The 13400-nt window shown below is 71.9% G+C and carries 14 protein-coding genes; 6 read left to right on the top strand and 8 right to left on the bottom strand.

Translation table 11 applies throughout. The features are described 5' to 3' along the window. Positions 1–70 precede the first annotated feature (70 nt). Entirely contained in the window at positions 71–1003 is a 933-nt protein-coding gene (locus N801_RS07520) for a hypothetical protein (RefSeq protein ID WP_035935700.1), read from the bottom strand. 120 nt (positions 1004–1123) lie between these two features. Between N801_RS07520 and N801_RS07515 the strand changes: the two genes are divergently transcribed. Beyond that, positions 1124–1642, top strand: a complete 519-nt coding sequence (locus N801_RS07515) for a peptidylprolyl isomerase (RefSeq protein ID WP_035935698.1) — start codon at positions 1124–1126, stop codon at positions 1640–1642. Between the two features lie 31 nt (positions 1643–1673). Next, positions 1674–2606, top strand: a complete 933-nt coding sequence (locus tag N801_RS07510; RefSeq protein WP_035935695.1) for a rhomboid family intramembrane serine protease — start codon at positions 1674–1676, stop codon at positions 2604–2606. A gap of 441 nt (positions 2607–3047) precedes the next feature. Here N801_RS07510 and N801_RS07505 read toward each other — a convergent pair whose 3' ends face one another. After that, positions 3048–3302: a cell division protein CrgA gene (locus N801_RS07505; protein WP_035935693.1), complete on the bottom strand. Its 255-nt coding sequence runs from the start codon at positions 3300–3302 to the stop codon at positions 3048–3050. Between the two features lie 70 nt (positions 3303–3372). Here N801_RS07505 and N801_RS07500 point away from each other — a divergent pair, with 70 nt between their 5' ends. Genes N801_RS07500 through N801_RS07485 form a run of 4 tightly spaced genes read left to right on the top strand, consistent with a single transcriptional unit; the run spans position 3373 to position 5757 of the window. Then, positions 3373–4122 carry a DUF881 domain-containing protein gene (locus tag N801_RS07500; protein WP_052112731.1) on the top strand — a complete coding sequence of 250 codons (750 nt, stop codon included), beginning with the start codon at positions 3373–3375 and terminating at the stop codon, positions 4120–4122. Then, positions 4119–4838: a class E sortase gene (locus N801_RS07495; RefSeq protein ID WP_245618285.1), complete on the top strand. Its 720-nt coding sequence runs from the start codon at positions 4119–4121 to the stop codon at positions 4836–4838. The genes N801_RS07500 and N801_RS07495 overlap by 4 nt, the downstream gene beginning before the upstream one ends. Beyond that, positions 4838–5098 carry a hypothetical protein gene (locus tag N801_RS19660; protein ID WP_052112730.1) on the top strand — a complete coding sequence of 87 codons (261 nt, stop codon included), beginning with the start codon at positions 4838–4840 and terminating at the stop codon, positions 5096–5098. Before N801_RS07495 ends, N801_RS19660 begins: the two co-directional genes overlap by 1 nt. Beyond that, the gene (locus N801_RS07485) at positions 5095–5757 is read left to right on the top strand and encodes an aminodeoxychorismate/anthranilate synthase component II (RefSeq protein WP_035935684.1); all 663 of its coding nucleotides are present in this window, start codon (positions 5095–5097) and stop codon (positions 5755–5757) included. The genes N801_RS19660 and N801_RS07485 overlap by 4 nt, the downstream gene beginning before the upstream one ends. A gap of 36 nt (positions 5758–5793) precedes the next feature. Here the strand turns inward: N801_RS07485 and pknB are convergent, their stop codons facing one another. From pknB to N801_RS07455, 6 genes are read right to left on the bottom strand one after another with little or no spacing between them, the layout of a single operon-like run. Further along, positions 5794–7674 carry a Stk1 family PASTA domain-containing Ser/Thr kinase gene (gene pknB, locus N801_RS07480; RefSeq protein ID WP_035935681.1) on the bottom strand — a complete coding sequence of 627 codons (1881 nt, stop codon included), beginning with the start codon at positions 7672–7674 and terminating at the stop codon, positions 5794–5796. 7 nt (positions 7675–7681) lie between these two features. Continuing rightward, complete coding sequence (locus N801_RS07475; RefSeq protein WP_035935678.1) at positions 7682–9139, bottom strand: peptidoglycan D,D-transpeptidase FtsI family protein; 1458 nt, start codon at positions 9137–9139, stop codon at positions 7682–7684. After that, entirely contained in the window at positions 9136–10518 is a 1383-nt protein-coding gene (locus N801_RS07470) for an FtsW/RodA/SpoVE family cell cycle protein (protein WP_035935781.1), read from the bottom strand. The genes N801_RS07475 and N801_RS07470 overlap by 4 nt, the downstream gene beginning before the upstream one ends. Next, complete coding sequence (locus N801_RS07465) at positions 10515–11906, bottom strand: PP2C family protein-serine/threonine phosphatase (protein ID WP_035935675.1); 1392 nt, start codon at positions 11904–11906, stop codon at positions 10515–10517. Before N801_RS07465 ends, N801_RS07470 begins: the two co-directional genes overlap by 4 nt. Positions 11907–11909: 3 nt before the next feature. Next, complete coding sequence (locus N801_RS07460; protein WP_035935673.1) at positions 11910–12452, bottom strand: FHA domain-containing protein FhaB/FipA; 543 nt, start codon at positions 12450–12452, stop codon at positions 11910–11912. 13 nt (positions 12453–12465) lie between these two features. After that, positions 12466–13380, bottom strand: a complete 915-nt coding sequence (locus N801_RS07455) for an FHA domain-containing protein (protein ID WP_035935670.1) — start codon at positions 13378–13380, stop codon at positions 12466–12468. Positions 13381–13400: the final 20 nt, after the last annotated feature.

Genomic DNA, 13400 nt, shown 5'->3' with positions numbered 1-13400 from the left:
CGGGAACGGCGAGAGGCGGTATGCCGGGTGGGCACCCGGCATACCGCCTCTCGTCCTGCGCCCCGGAGGGTCAGCTGTTGTTGCCGCGGCCCTCGTCGAGATGCGGCGTCGACAGGTCCGACCCCTCGGACGTGCCGGAGGTCGACGGCGCGGAGCCGTCGGCCCACTCGCCGGCGTCGGTCCAGGCGTCGCCCTCGGTGACGGTCTCGGTGGTCGGCTCGCCGGAGTACTCGGCTGCGTCGTCCGCGGTGAACTCGTCGGTCTTGTCGCCGGCCTTGTCCTTGACGTCGGCGGCCTTGTCGGCTGCGGCGTCCTTGGCCTCGGAGGCCTTGTCGGTCGCCTTGTCCTTGACCTCGGTGGCCTTGTCCTTGACAGCCGAGCCCGCGGCAGCAGCCTTCTCCTTGGCGGCGGTGGCGAGGTCGGTGACCTTCTCGCCGACCGTGGCGCCGTTGGTCCCGCTGTGCGCGCCACCCACGGACGAGTCACGCCCGGAGCCGGGAGCGGTGTAGGCGCCCGCGGTCGCCCACGGGTCCTTCTTCTCGGTCGACTTCTTCCACGCGAGCGCGGCAGCGCCGGCAGCGAGGAGGCCGAGGAGCAGGAGGCCCTTGCCGCCCTTCTTCTGCTTGACGACGGCGTCGCCCTTGAGCACGTGGTAGGCGTCGGGGGCGCGCTCGGCGGCCTCGGCCGCGGCGGCCTTGGTGGCCGCGGCGCCGGCGAGGACGGTCGCGAGGGCGGTCGCGAGCTTGGGCACGACCTCCTCGACGAAGGTGTCCTTGGCGTCGTGGACCTTGGGCCCGGCCTCGGCGGCGTAGTCGCGGGCGGTCTCGCGCGCGCTCTCGACCTTGGGGGCGGCCTTGTCCTTGAGCTCGGCGGCGCGGGCCCGGAGGTCGGCAGCCGTGGAGTGGGCGCTGGACGAGGCGTCCGACGCGGTGGAGGCGGCGGTCTCGACCCGAGCCGCGACGGCCTCACGGGCCTGTTCGGTCTTGCTCTTCGTGCGGAACACGACGATCTCCTATCGATGGACGAGTGAACGGTGTCGCCGTTCAACGACTGCTTCCCATCAAACACTGTTTGACCAGCACTGTCACAGTTGGGCCTCGGGGCAACCCATACGATGGGACGCATGAAGGCAACCCTGAAGACCAATCACGGCACGATCAACGTCACCCTGTTCCCCGACCACGCGCCCAAGACGGTGAAGACCATCACCGGCCTGGCCACGGGTGAGCTCGAGTACAAGGACGACGCCGGTCGCACCAACCCGGACAAGTACTACGACGGCCTGATCTTCCACCGCATCATCCCCGGCTTCATGATCCAGGGCGGCGACCCGATGGGTCAGGGCTTCGGTGGCCCCGGCTTCACCTTCGACGACGAGATCCACCCCGAGCTGACCTTCGACCGTCCCTACCTCTTCGCCATGGCCAACGCCGGCAAGCGGATGGGCAAGGGCACCAACGGCAGCCAGTTCTTCATCACCGTCGGCGCCACCCCGTGGCTCAACGGCAAGCACACCATCTTCGGCGAGGTCGCCGACCAGGAGAGCCGCGACGTCGTCGACAAGATCGCCGCCGTCAAGACCGGTGCGAACGATAAGCCCGCGCAGGACGTTGTCATCGAGAGCTTCGACATCGAGGCCTGACGACCACCGCAGCGAAGGCGAGCGTGAGCGCGTGAGCGAGCCCACGGCATACGGACAGACCGGCACCCCCGAAGAGGTGCCGGTCTGCCCGCGTCACACCGACCGCGTCTCGTACGTCCGCTGCCAGCGCTGCGGGCGCCCGGTGTGCCCCGAGTGCCAGCGCCCGGCCGCCGTCGGCGTGCAGTGCGTCGACTGTGTGCGCGAGGGCCAGAAGTCGATCCGCCAGGGCCGGACGGTGTTCGGCGGCGACGTCAGCGCGGTGAGCGGTCGGCCGTTCGTCACGACGACGATCATCGGCATCTGCATCGCCGTCTTCCTCGCCCAGCTCGCCTCGCCCCCGGTGACCGACGAGGTGGCGTTTGTGCCCTTCCTCGGCGACACCGAGCCGTGGCGCTTCATCACGTCGGCGTTCGCGCACAGCCCGCGGATGCTGCTCCACATCGGCTTCAACATGTACGCGCTGTGGATCATGGGGCAGTACCTCGAGCCGATGCTCGGGCGCGCCCGGTTCGCGGCGCTCTACCTCATCAGCGCGGTCGGCGGCTCCGTCGTCTACCTGCTGCTGTCCTTCCCGCAGTCGGTCGACGAGCTCAACCTGCGCGACTTCGGCTCCTGGGAGACGCCGGCGGTGGGGGCGTCGGGAGCGGTGTTCGGGCTGTTCGGGGCGTTCCTCGTGCTGCAGCGCCGGCTGGGACGCTCGGCCGCGACGATGTACGCGACCATCGGGATCAACGCGGTCCTCGGCTTCGTCATCCCCGGCATCGCCTGGCAGGCGCACCTCGGCGGGCTGCTCGTCGGGGCGGCGTGTGCGGCCGTCGTGGCGTACACCGGGCGCCGGCCGGAGGGTGCGGCGCCGACGCAGCGCGCGAACTTCGGCGTGCACTGGGTCGGGCTGGGCGCCATCGCGGTGGCGCTCGTCGTGCTCACCGTCCTCAAGTACGCGCTGACGTCGTCCCCGATCTGACCTGTGCACTGCTGCGCTGGGGTGCAGCAGTGCAGCCGGCTGACCCCCGCCCCCCGCCCGCTCCTCGCGCGGCACTGTGCACTGCTGCGCTGCGCCGCAGCAGTGCACACCCTGACCGCGTCGTGACTGTGCCCTGCTGCGCTGGGGTGCAGCAGTGCACAGCGGTGGGGCGGGGCTCGCGTGCTGCGCTGGGGCGCAGCAGTGCACAGGGCCGTCCGCGACGACGTGCGGGGCGCCGACGACCGAGCGGGCCCGCCGATCGGCCGACCGGGGTTCACCGGCCCGGATTACATCGCTGTCATTCATCCACACTGGGGACAACTCCTGTGGATAACTTCCCGTTGTCCACAGCTTGTCCCCAGAAACGGTGCACAGGACACGCAGAACGGCCCCCGACCGGGTGGTCAGGGGCCGTTCTCGCGAACCGGGGACGGGCGGGCGTCAGCGCCAGCGCGTCGTCATGAGGAAGCCGGCCATCATGAAGGCGAAGCCGGCACCGAGGTTCCAGCGCCCGATCTGGGGCAGCGGGTACTCCTTGGTTCCGGAGATGTAGTAGGTCACGACCCAGACGAGACCGATGAGCATCAGCCCGAGCATGACGGGAACGAACCAGCGCGGGTTGGGCTTGGTGGCGTTGGCCTGCGCCGTGCGGGGCGGGGTGTAGGCGGGCTTGGCGCGGCCCTTGGACTCTGGCACGGACTGTCTCCTTGGCATTCGGGGTCGTGGCCTAGCGTAGAGCCTGTTCCAGAGAGAGGTGGTGACCCCGGTGGCTGAGCGCAGAACCTTCCTCACGACGCGACCCACGGCGTGGTCGCTCCTCGTGCCCGTCGTGGCGATCTTCGCGGGCATCCTCTTCGCCACGAGCGGGTCGGTGGCGCAGGGTCGCAGCCTGCGTTCGGACGGGGCCGGCATCCCGGACATCATCCGGCAGCAGACCAAGGACAACACCCGGATGACCGAGGAGCTGCAGACGCTCGAGGCCGAGGTCGAGCAGCTCACCCGCACGAGCACCCCGGGCAACGCGGCGATCGGCGAGCTCAAGCGCAAGGCCGACGCGCTCGCCGTCGCCGCCGGCCGCGCAGCCGTCGAGGGACCCGGCGTCGAGGTCCAGCTCAACGACTCCGACCTCGACGTCGACGCGCTGCCCGCGGGCTTCACCGTCGACGACATCGTCGTGCACCAGCAGGACGTCCAGGCCGTCGTCAACGCGTTCTGGGCCGGGGGCGCCGAGGCGATGATGATCCAGGACCAGCGGATCATCTCGACGAGTGCCGTCCGCTGCGTCGGCAACACCCTCATCCTCCAGGGCCGCGTCTACTCCCCGCCCTACCGCATCCGCGCCATCGGTGACCCCAAGCGCCTGCGCGACATCCTCGACCAGTCGCCCGAGGTCTCGATCTACCGCGAGTACGTCAACGCCGTCGGCCTCGGCTACGACGTGACCTCGTCCGACGCCTACTCCTTCCCGGCCTACGCCGGCTCGATCACCCCCGACTACGCCTCGGTGGAGCAGTGAGCCGGAGCCGCGGCGGCAGGTTGACGGGTGCGGGGGTCGTGGGGGTGCTCGGCGAGGTCCTCGTGACCCTCGGCGGGCTCGTCCTGCTGTTCGTCGTCTGGCAGGTCTGGTGGACCGACGTCGAGTCCGACCGGGCCCACGCCCAGACGGTGTCGACCCTCGAGCGCGAGTTCAGAGAGGCGTCCGGCGACGTCGGCGACGCGGCGGCGGCCGACGCAGAGGTCAAGGTCGGCGGTGATGCCTTCGCCGTCGTGCGGATCCCCCGTTTCGGCTCCGACTACGCCCGCCCGCTCGTCGAGGGCACGTCGGCCAAGGAGCTCGCGCGGGGCCTCGGCCACTACGTCGGGACGGCCGGCCCGGGGGAGGTCGGCAACCTCGCGATCGCGGGGCACCGCACGACCTACGGCAAGCCGCTCGCCGACATCGACCAGCTTCGACAGGGGGACGAGGTCATCGTCGCGACCGCCGGGGGCGAGAGCGTGTATGCCGTGACCAGCCACGAGATCGTGCGCCCCTCGGAGTCCGACGTCATCGCGCCCGTGCCGGGTGACCCCGCTGCCGCGCCGACGAAGGCGGTGCTCACCCTCACGTCGTGCCACCCCAGGTTCAGCGCGAAGCAGCGCTGGATCGTCCACGCCGAGCTCGTCCTCACCCGAACGAGGGACCAGATCGCGCTGTCCGACAACCTCCCCGCGCCGCGGGTGGAGGCGTCCTGATGTATGCCGCCCTGTGGCGCGCGCTGCCCGGTCCCGCCCTGCTCCGTGCGGCGCTGCTCGTGGTCCTGCTCGGTGCCGTCGTCGTGGCCTGCTTCGAATGGCTCTTCCCGCTCGTCGCCTCGTGGCTGCCCTACGACGAGACCACCGTCGGCTCCGACACCGGCGCCGCCCTTCCGGGCCCTTCAGCCCTTCCGGGTCCCGTAGTCCTGCCGGGCCCTTCCGCCCTTCCCTCCCTCCGCCCCCTCGAGGACCTCGCATGAGCGACCCCACCCGCATCCTGGTGATCGACAACTACGACTCGTTCGTCTTCACGATCGTCGGCTACCTCGAGCAGCTCGGCGCCGAGTGCACCGTCGTGCGCAACGACGCGATCGCCCCGGCCGACGGCGCCGACTTCGACGGCGTCCTCGTCTCGCCGGGGCCCGGCACGCCCGAGGAGGCCGGTGTCTCGATGGCGATGATTGAGGCCTGCGGTGAGCGCTCGCAGCCGATGCTCGGCGTCTGCCTCGGCCACCAGGCCCTTGGGGTCGTCGCGGGCGGGGTCGTCGGCCGCGCGCCCGAGCTGCTCCACGGGAAGACCTCGCTCGTGCACCACGAGGGCGCCGGGGTGCTCGCCGGGCTGCCCACGCCGTTCACGGCGACGCGCTACCACTCGCTGACGATCGACCCCCCGACCCTGCCCGACTCGCTCGTCGCCACCGGCCACACCGAGAGCGGCATCATCATGGCGGTCCAGCACCGCGAGCTGCCACTGCACGGCGTGCAGTTCCACCCCGAGTCGGTGCTGACCCAGGGCGGTCACCGCCTCCTCGCCACCTGGCTCGAGGTCTGCGGCGACGCCGACGCCGTCGAACGGTCGGTCGGGCTCAGCCCGCTCGTCCACGACGCCGCGCACGTCGCGGCGCACGTCACCGACTGAGGGCGCGGCGAAGCACCCGGTCGCGGGCCGCCCGGCTCAGGGCTGGCTGGGACTGGGGCTCGGGCTGGGGCTGGGCTCGGTGGGAGTCGGGCTGGGAGTCGGCGTGGGGGTCGGCGACGGGGTGGCGCTCGGCGTGCGTGTCGGCGCTGGCGGAGGTGGCGGTGGAGCCTTCTGGGCGACGGTGATCGTCACCTCGGAGAGGAGGGCGACGACCTCCTTCGCGTCCGGGTCCTGCGCGACGACCGTGCCCTCGGCGGCCCGTGAGGTCTGGCGGTACTCCGTTTTGGGCTTGAGCCCGACCGCGAGCAGTGCCGCCGACGCCTCGTCCTGGGTCTTCCCCGTGAGGAGGGGGACCTCGACCTGGCCGGAGGCAACCGACACGTTGACGACCGACCCGGGGGTGAGGGACTGCCCGGCGGCGGGGGTGCTCTCGACGATGCGGTCCTTGGGCTGCTTGTTGGTGTTGACCTTGACCGTCCGGCCGATGGCGAGCTTGGCCTCGCTGAGCAGATCCGTCGCCTCCTCCACGGTCCGGCCGGCCAGGTTGGGCACGACGACGGCGGCCGGGCCGGTCGAGATGGCGATCCGCACGGTGGTCTCCGAGGCGACGACCCGGGCCCCGGGGTCGGGGTCCTGGGAGATCACCGACCCTTCGAGAACCGTGGCGCTCGCGGCGGCCGTCTCGACGAACTTCAGGCCGGCCCGCCGGAGCTCGGCCACCGCGGTGGCGCGGGGCTTGCCCTCGAGCACGGGCACCGAGACCTTGTTGGCCTCCGCCTGCACCTCGAGGTACTGCTGCACCCCGAGACCGAGCAGCGCGAGAGCCGCGAGGGCGAGCAGTACCATCACGGCCCGGAAGGCGCCGCTGCGGCGGCGACGCGGCGGCGCGTCCCGAACGGCGGGGAAGGTCGACGTCGTCGAACCCGCCGCGGCCACGGGAGGCGAACCGTCCCGGGGACTGGTCTGGGCGGCATACACCTCGGTGGGTTCGGCGGTGCTGATCGCGGGGTGCCCCGCCGTGAGCAGCGCGAGCGAGGCCATCGCCGCGTCGCTGACCGGGCGGCCGAGGCGCGCCGACTGGAGGTCGGCGCGGAACGCCCCGGCGTCCTGGTAGCGCTTCTCGCGGTCCTTGGTCAGTGCGTGGAGGACGACCGCGTCGAGTCCCTCGCTGAGCGAGTCCTCGAGGATCGACGGCGGGGTCGGCTGCTCGCCGACGTGCTGGTAGGCGATCGACACCGGGCTGTCGCCGACGAACGGCGGCCGACCGGTGAGCAGCTCGTAGAGCATGCAGCCGGCGGAGTAGAGGTCGGAGCGGGCGTCGACCGGCTGGCCCTGCGCCTGCTCGGGCGAGAGGTACTGGGCGGTGCCGATGACCGCCTGGGTCTGGGTCATCGTCGCGGCCGCGTCGGCGATGGCGCGGGCGATACCGAAGTCCATGACCTTGATGGACCCGTCGGCGGCGATCATGACGTTGGCCGGCTTGATGTCGCGGTGGACGATCCCCATGCGGTGGCTGTAGGCGAGCGCGTCGAGCACCCCCTCGGTCACCCGGCAGGCCTGGTCGATGGACATCCGGCCCTGCTCGGTGAGGACCTCGCGCAGGGTGCGCCCCTCGACGTGCTCCATGACCATGTAGGGCACCGCGACGCTGGCGCCGCCGGACTGGACGACGTGGTCCTCGCCGGAGTCGTAGACCGCGACGATGGAGGCGTGGTTGAGGCCCGCCGACGACTGGGCCTCGCGACGGAAGCGCTTGATGAAGGAGGGGTCGCGGGCGAGGTCGCTGCGGAGCATCTTGATCGCGACCTTGCGGCCGAGCCGGGTGTCGTGGCCGAGGTGGACCTCGGCCATCCCGCCGCGGCCGATGAGCTCGGCCACCTCGTAGCGCCCCCCGAGGAGCATCGTCTCCCCCCTCATGACGTGCTCACCTCTTCAGCCCTGCCTCGATCATGGCCTTGGCGATGGGCCCGCCGACGGCGCCACCCCCGCGCGCCTCGCTGTCGGCGTCGCCGCCGCTCTCGACGACCACGGCGACGGCGATCTGCGGGTCCTGCGCCGGTGCGAAGCCGGTGAACCACGCGTGCGCCCGCTGCTCCGGGTCGTGCTCGGCGGTGCCGGTCTTGCCCGCGACCCGCACCCCGTCGACCTGCGCCGGCTTGCCGCTGCCGTTCTCGACGACGGCCTCCATCATCTCGGTGAGCTGGGCAGCGACCTCGGGCGTGACCGCCTCGGACAGCTGCTCGGGCTCGGAGCGCTCGATGACGCTGAGGTCGCTGGAGAGGACCGAGCGCACGAGGTGCGGCCTCATGACGATCCCGCGGTTGGCGACGGCGGCGCTGAACATCGCGACCTGCAGGGGCGTGACGCGCACGTCGTACTGGCCGACCGCCGACTGGGCCAGCTGCGGCTCGTTGAGCTCGGCCGGCACGCTGCTCGGCGTGACCCGCATCGGGATCGACAGCTGGTCACCGACGCCGAACTTCGCGGCCTGGTCGCGAAGCGCGTCGGCGCCGAGCTCGAGACCGAGATGGCCGAACGCGCTGTTGCAGGAGATCTCCATCGCGTGCAGGAACGTCGTCTCGTCGTTGTCACCGCAGGCCCGGTTGCCGATGTTGGGCAGGTCGGTCGTCGTCTGCGGCAGGTCGAGCGCGGCCGGCCCGGGCAGCACCGAGTCCGGCGCGAAGCGCCCGCTCGACAGGGCGGCGGCCGCCGTGACGATCTTGAAGGTCGAGCCGGGTGGGTAGAGGTCGCCGCCGATGGCCCGGTTGACGAGGGGTTTGTCGGCCGCGCCGTTGAGGGCCTTGTATGCCGTGTCGACCTTGCCGAGGTCGTGGCCCGACAGTGTGGCCGGGTTGTACGACGGGTTGCTCACCATCGCGAGGATCTCGCCGGTCGACGGGTTGAGCGCGACGGCGGCGCCCTTGCGCCCGTCGAGGGCCTTGATCGCGGCCTGCTGCACGCGGTCGTCGAGGGTGAGCTCGAGGCTGGCGCCGGTCGTCCGACGACCGGTGAAGAAGTCGGAGACGCGGCGGAACGCGAGCTTGTCGCTGCTGCCGGAGAGCAGCCCGTTCTCGGCCTGCTCGAGGCCGCCGCCGCCGCCGTAGAAGGAGTAGTAGCCGGTGACGTGCGCGTAGGCCGCCCCCAGCGGGTAGGTCCGCAGCCACTTGTAGTCGTTGCTGACGGGCACCGACTTCGCGACGGCGGTGTCGCCGACGAGGATCTGGCCGCGCTCCCGGGCGTAGCTGCTGAGCAGGGTGCGCCGGTTGTCCGGGCGCGCGTTGAGGTCCTTGGCGTAGACGAACTGGATCATCGTCGTGGACACGAGGAGCGAGGCGAAGAGGAAGGCGACGACGAAGGAGAGACGGCGGATCGGGCGGTTCATCGGACCTTCACCACCTGGGTCTTTTCGTGGGACACGGGGTGGGGGACCTCGGGGTCGGGGACGGGTCTGCGGGCGTGGTCGCTGATCCGCAGCAGGAGCGCGACGAGCGTCCAGTTCGCGAGCAGCGAGGAGCCGCCCTGCGACAGGAACGGCATCGTCAGGCCGGTGAGCGGGATGACCCGGGTGACGCCGCCGACGACGACGAAGCACTGCAGGGCGACCGAGAACGCCAGGCCCGAGGCGAGCAGCTTGCCGAAGCCGTCGCGGGCGCCGATCGCCGTGCGCAGGCCCCGCTCGACGAGCAGGACGTAGAGCAGGAGCAGCGCGAAGAGCCCGACGAGGCCGATCTCCTCGCCGAAGCTCGGCACGATGAAGTCGCTCTCGGCGAAGTAGGTCAGCTCGGGACGGCCGCGGCCGAGACCGGTGCCGAACATGCCCCCGGACGCCATGCCCATGAGCCCGCGGGCGAGCTGGTCGGAGGTGTCGAGCGCCTCGCGGCTGAACGTGTCGAGCCACAGCAGGACGCGTCTCTGGACGTGGCTGAAGATCATGTTGGCGATCCACGCGCCGACGCCGAAGAGGAGCAGGCCGATGGCCACCCACGACGTCCGCTCGGTCGCGACGTAGAGCATCGCGACGAACAGGCCGAAGAAGAGCAGCGACGAGCCGAGGTCCTTCTCGAGCACGAGGACGCCGACCGACAGCATCCACGCGACGAGGATCGGGCCGAGATCGCGCGCCCGCGGCAGGGTGAAGCCGAGGATGCGGCGGCCGGCGACGGAGAGCGCGTCACGGGTCTGGACGAGGTAGCCGGCGAAGAACACCGCGAGGACGATCTTGGCGACCTCGCCCGGCTGGAACGAGAACGGACCGATCGCGATCCAGATGCGGGAGCCGTAGTTCTCCCGGCCGAGGCCGGGCACGAGGGGCAGCAGCAGCAGCCCGAAGCCCAGGGCCCCGGCGAGGTAGGTGTAGCGGCGCAGGATCCGGTGGTCGCGCAGGATGATGAGCGCCGCGATGGCGAGCCCGGCCGCGATCGCGCTCCACATGAGCTGGCGCAGCGCCATCCCCTCGGCGAGGTCGCGCCCGTTGGCGAGGTCGAGCCGGTTGATCATGACGAGCCCGAGCCCGTTGAGCAGGGTCGCGATCGGGAGGATGAGCGGGTCGGCGTACGGCGCCCGCCAGCGCATGACGAGGTGGAACGTCACCGTGATGACGAGGAAGCCGGTGCCCACGGCGATGAGGCTCGGCGGGATCGTCCCCTCGACCGCCAGGCCCACGTTGGCGTAGGCGAGCGCGACGATGCCGACCGCGAAGACGAGGAGCGCGAGCTCGACGTTGCGGCCCTTGCGGGCGGGGATGGCGGAGACGGTGGTCATGGTGCAGCCGTGGCGCTCGGGGTCGGCGCGACCGTGAGCGTGCCGGTCGGGGTCGGGGCCGGGCTCGAGACACTGGTGGTCGGCGTCGGCGTCGGCGTCGGGGTGGGCGAGGGCGTGGTCCAGGTCGTCGGGACGGTCGCGCAGTCGCGGGACTGCGACTTGGCGTAGCGGCACGCCTGCGCCTGCACCTCCAGGTTGCGCACGAGAGCGGCCGCATCGGAGCGTGTGCCCATCGAGATGCCGCGGCCGAGCTGCCCGCGGTAGAAGTCGGGCAGGTCGTCGACGTCGATGCCGCTCGTGGTCTCGGCGCGGGAGAGGTCGATCGGCCCGAAGGACTGGTCGACACCCTTGAAGACCGCGACCCGGCCGTCGTTGACGCCGACGTAGACCTGGGACTGCGTCCAGGCGTATGCCGCATAGCCGCCGGCCACGAGGACCACGGCGGCGAGGAGGGACGCGCCGAGCGCGCGCAGCGCGGTCGTGCGGCGGCTGCGCGGGCCCTCCTCGGCGAGCTGGAGGTCGCCGGGGTCGGTCGCGCCCGTCGCCTCCTGCGAGAGGGCGGCGGCCTTCGCGGCAGGGGTCACGGGGATCGGTCGGGTCCGTGGACGGTTGGCCGCGGCGGCCCCGACGACCTGGGGGGAGTCGCTGGGAACCGGGCCCTTGGTGAGGTCGACGACGTCGCCGACGACGACGGTGACGTTGTCGGGGGCGCCCGCCCGCAGGGCGAGCTGGACGAGCCGCTCGGCGCAGACGTCGGGCTTGCGCTCCGTCGTGAGGATCTCGTCGATGGTGTCGCGGGCGACGTAGTCGGACAGGCCGTCGGAGCAGATGAGGTAGCGGTCGCCGACGACAGCCTTGCGCACGACGACGTCCGGCTCCTCGTCCTCCGCGCCGGTGAGGACGCGGGTGACGAGCGAGCGCTGCGGGTGGGTGCTCGCCTCGTCGGGGGTGAGCCGGCCCTCGTCGACGAGGGACTGCACGAAGCTGTGGTCCTTGGTGATCTGGGCGACCTGCCCGTCGCGCACGAGGAAGGCCCTCGAGTCGCCGATGTGGGCGAGGACGAGCTTGTCGCGGGCGCGCAGGATGGCGATGAGGGTCGTGCCCATGCCCTCGAGGTCGGGGTCCTCCTGCACCATCCGGCCGAGCTCCGCGTTGGCCTCGGCGATCCGCCGGAGCAGGGCCCGGGTCGCATCGGCACCGGAGAACGACTCGCCGTCGAGGCCGACGAGCGCGCCCATGATCGTCGACGACGCGACGTCGCCGCCGGCGTGGCCACCCATGCCGTCGGCCATCGCGAGGAGGTGCGGGCCGGCATACCCGCTGTCCTCGTTGTTCGTCCGCACCATCCCGACGTCGGAGCGGGCGGCGAAGTGGAAGGCGATCGCCACCCGCTACCTCCGCAGCTCGACGACGGTCGTGCCGAAGCGGATCTCGGTGCCGGCCGTGACCGGGGTGGGGGTGCTGAGGCGCATCGGGCCGATGAAGGTGCCGTTGGTGGAGCCGAGGTCCTCGACGACCCAGCCCTCCGGTCCCTTGTAGATGCGAGCGTGCCGGCCGGACGCGAAGTCGTCGTCGAGCACGAGGGCCGACTCGGGGCTGCGCCCGATGAGGATGCCCGCCTCGCGCAGCGGCAGGCTCGTCCCGGCGAGTGGTCCGCTCGTGACACGCAGGTGGCTGGGGTCGCGGTCGGGCGAGCGGGTCGTGAACCGGCGGGCGGCGGGGCGGGGCACCGGGCGCTGCTCGGCGGGGACCGCGGCCGGGTTGGAGCCACGCGCGGCAGGGCGCGGGGTCGCGGCCCGCGGCGGCGCCGGCCGGCGAGGCGTCACCTGCGTGCCGTAGAGGTCACCGCGGAGCACGCCGACGACGGCGATGACGAACGCCCAGAGGGCCACGAGGAGGCCCAGGCGCATGATGGTGATGGTGATCTCGGTCATGGGTGCGTCCCGCTCACTTACGGCCGGCGCGGTAGGTCACCGAGGTGCGGCCCACCGTGACCCGGTCACCGCTCGCGAGGTGCTCGCTGGTGATCCGCTCGCCGTTGACGAAGGTGCCGTTGGTGGAGCCGAGGTCGCGGATGGTCGCGACCGTGTGGGGGCCGTCCTGGGTCACCCGGATCTCGCTGTGCCGGCGTGAGATCCCGGGGTCGTCGAGGATGATGTCGGCGCTGTCGTCGCGGCCGAGGACGGTGATCGCCCCCATGAGCGGGTAGCGCTCGCCGTCGACGTCGAGCCACGGCCGGTCGGCCGGGTTGGTGCGCCGCTTCACCGCCGGGGGCTTCGCCGGACGGTATGCCGCGGTCTCGCCGAGCTCGTCCTCGTCCACCTCGCGCTCGGCCGGCCGCGCCCGCACCCGCTCCGGGACGGCGGGTGCGGGGGTCGGCACCGGGGCGACGGGTGCGGGGGCAGCGGCGGGCGAGTCACCGGCATACGCGTCGGGACGGGAGGACCGGCGCACGGGCTGGTGCTGGCCGGTCGTCCCGGTCGCGCGGGGGCGCTTCGCGGTGCTGGGGCGGATCCGGAAGACGCCGGTCTCGAGCTCGTCGTCCTCGTCGAAGAGGATGTCGATCGGGCCGCCCGGCTGGTAGTGCTGGCTGTCGGCGTGCTCCTCGGCGGCGGCGATGAGCTCGTTCTCCAGCTCGGCCCCGTGGTCGGTGAGGCGCTCGTAGTCGGTCTCGCTCAGCTCGATCGTGAAGACGTTGGGGACGAGGCTGCGCCCCTTGCCGGCGGTCGCGGCGCGGTCGTCCATGGCGCGTCGGATCGCGCTCGCGATCTCGACGGGCTGCACCTCGGAGCGGAACGCCTTGGCGAAGACGCCGTTGACGGCGCGCTCGAGCTTGCCCTCCATGCGGTCGAACAGGCCCATGGCTCGCCTCCTTCGCTCGT

The sequence above is a fragment of the Knoellia aerolata DSM 18566 genome, from assembly GCF_000768695.1.
GTDB lineage: Bacteria > Actinomycetota > Actinomycetes > Actinomycetales > Dermatophilaceae > Knoellia > Knoellia aerolata.
The sequence above is the reverse complement of the archived record's forward strand: the minus strand, read 5'-3'. Positions and strand labels throughout refer to the sequence as shown.

Excerpts from the sequence above, each read along its gene's own strand:
- pknB (WP_035935681.1), bottom strand. The coding sequence starts at position 7,674 with ATGAGGGGGGAGACGATGCTCCTCGGGGGGCGCTACGAGGTGGCCGAG.
- N801_RS07475 (WP_035935678.1), bottom strand. The coding sequence starts at position 9,139 with ATGAACCGCCCGATCCGCCGTCTCTCCTTCGTCGTCGCCTTCCTCTTC.
- N801_RS07455 (WP_035935670.1), bottom strand. The coding sequence starts at position 13,380 with ATGGGCCTGTTCGACCGCATGGAGGGCAAGCTCGAGCGCGCCGTCAAC.
- N801_RS19660 (WP_052112730.1), top strand. The coding sequence starts at position 4,838 with ATGTATGCCGCCCTGTGGCGCGCGCTGCCCGGTCCCGCCCTGCTCCGT.
- N801_RS07460 (WP_035935673.1), bottom strand. The coding sequence starts at position 12,452 with ATGACCGAGATCACCATCACCATCATGCGCCTGGGCCTCCTCGTGGCC.
- N801_RS07515 (WP_035935698.1), top strand. The coding sequence starts at position 1,124 with ATGAAGGCAACCCTGAAGACCAATCACGGCACGATCAACGTCACCCTG.
- N801_RS07470 (WP_035935781.1), bottom strand. The coding sequence starts at position 10,518 with ATGACCACCGTCTCCGCCATCCCCGCCCGCAAGGGCCGCAACGTCGAG.
- N801_RS07485 (WP_035935684.1), top strand. The coding sequence starts at position 5,095 with ATGAGCGACCCCACCCGCATCCTGGTGATCGACAACTACGACTCGTTC.